The organism is Anabaena sp. 4-3 (genome assembly GCF_001597745.1).
In the GTDB taxonomy this organism is placed as follows: domain Bacteria; phylum Cyanobacteriota; class Cyanobacteriia; order Cyanobacteriales; family Nostocaceae; genus Trichormus.
Genome location: NZ_LUHJ01000036.1, coordinates 1 through 1524, shown reverse-complemented (window position 1 = coordinate 1524; position 1524 = coordinate 1). Strand labels below are relative to the sequence as shown.

Annotated in this window: 1 pseudogene; it reads right to left on the bottom strand. The window is 42.1% G+C overall.

The features are described 5' to 3' along the window. Nucleotides 1-62: 62 nt before the first annotated feature. A pseudogene (locus A3775_RS25020) lies at nucleotides 63-1178 on the bottom strand (transposase); the annotation flags it as partial. Between the last annotated feature and the right edge of the window lie 346 nt (nucleotides 1179-1524).

The following is a 1524-nucleotide window of genomic DNA, read 5'->3' as shown; positions in this document are numbered from 1 at the left end:
TTAACTTATATCTTGCACCTGGAAACAAAGATGTCAAATCCATAACTACGTGCAAGAGGAATCATCTGTTTAAGGTAAAGTAAAAAAGAAGACACAAGAATTTTTGGAAAGATAAATTCAAGGGCAGTTTGCGCCGCTTGTCCCCAGTCAGGTAAATCTTGAGGGTTGGTAGATAAATAAGCCCAATGTGCCAAGATGAAGGTTAGGAAGGAAAGGACTAACCAACGGTAAACGCCCAATAGCGTTCCTTGACCGAAACGATGTAACCCAAAGCGATGTTTTGCCGTTTTGAACCAACCCTCAATCTGCCATCGACGCTTACCCCACCCTTCGGGTTCGCCAGTCGCTACAACGGGGGGAACCCCCGCAACGCGCTGGCTCACCAGTTGATGGTGCTGGCTTTCATTGGTCTTGTAGATAGAACAAATCGTTTCTCCCGCTTACCATCGTGACGTTTGAGGTAAAACCAAGAAACCCAGACAGGACAATTGAAACCTTGGAGGTGAACTTGCTGACCACGTTTATGTAAGCGTCTTAAAAGCCGTCCATCAGTTAGTCGGCGACTGGAAAGCAAACCGGTAACAGCATGATATTTAAGAGAGCGGACACTATGAATAAAATCGGCACTACTAAATGCAGTATCCGCCAAAACCATAACTTGAAAGCGTTTGGTTAATGACTTGGGTAAATTCTTGAGCAGTTTAAGACCTAACTGTGCAGGTGATGGTGTACCTTTACCTCTCCAAACGCGCTCATGTCCAAGGGACTCGCCATTGCCCGACAACCAGATACATGACAACTAGATGCAATCCACGTTTACGGTTGTATACGCGAATTAAATCTTCAAAACCCTTGAATTTACCGCATTTTTCTAGGGTTGTTAGGTCAAGGATGACTTGCAGTTGAGGTGTACGACCTTTAGGACAGAAAGATAAAATTTCTTGGAGTATCTGTTTACGAGTAGTGCGAATGATTTGACGGGTTGGCCAATCATAAAGATTGAGAAACCGACTGATGGCACTAGGAGATTTGGTTTGACTATGTTCAGGTAAGGGATAGCCTTTTGCCTCCAAGAATAATCCCAACATGGTGGTGAAATTTTCTCGTTGGTAGACAGAAGATATCAGGGATTCTAAACTGTAAACTAGCTGTTGGGCGCGAGCAAGAATATTAGTCATTGTTCTTGCTAATAAATGGTTTATTACGCCCTTTTCTCTCATATTTTGGTTACTTTGAGCAATAAGAGCAGCTTTAATTGTACTGGAGAGCAATTAAGTTCTTCATGAAAATGATAATCGCACTCTGGGGATGAGTGGGTGAGCGACGCTCACCCACTCACCCCCACCCCTCTGAATGATTATCATTATCTATACAATTATTTACTGAGATACTCTAGTATTTAAAGCGTTACTAAGTACGATTAATAACTTTATGCTCAGTATATGACTACTTAATAAATTTGCAATACTTGATACTTCCATTCTACATATTCAGTGTTTATCCGGCTAGGTGCAAGATATAAGT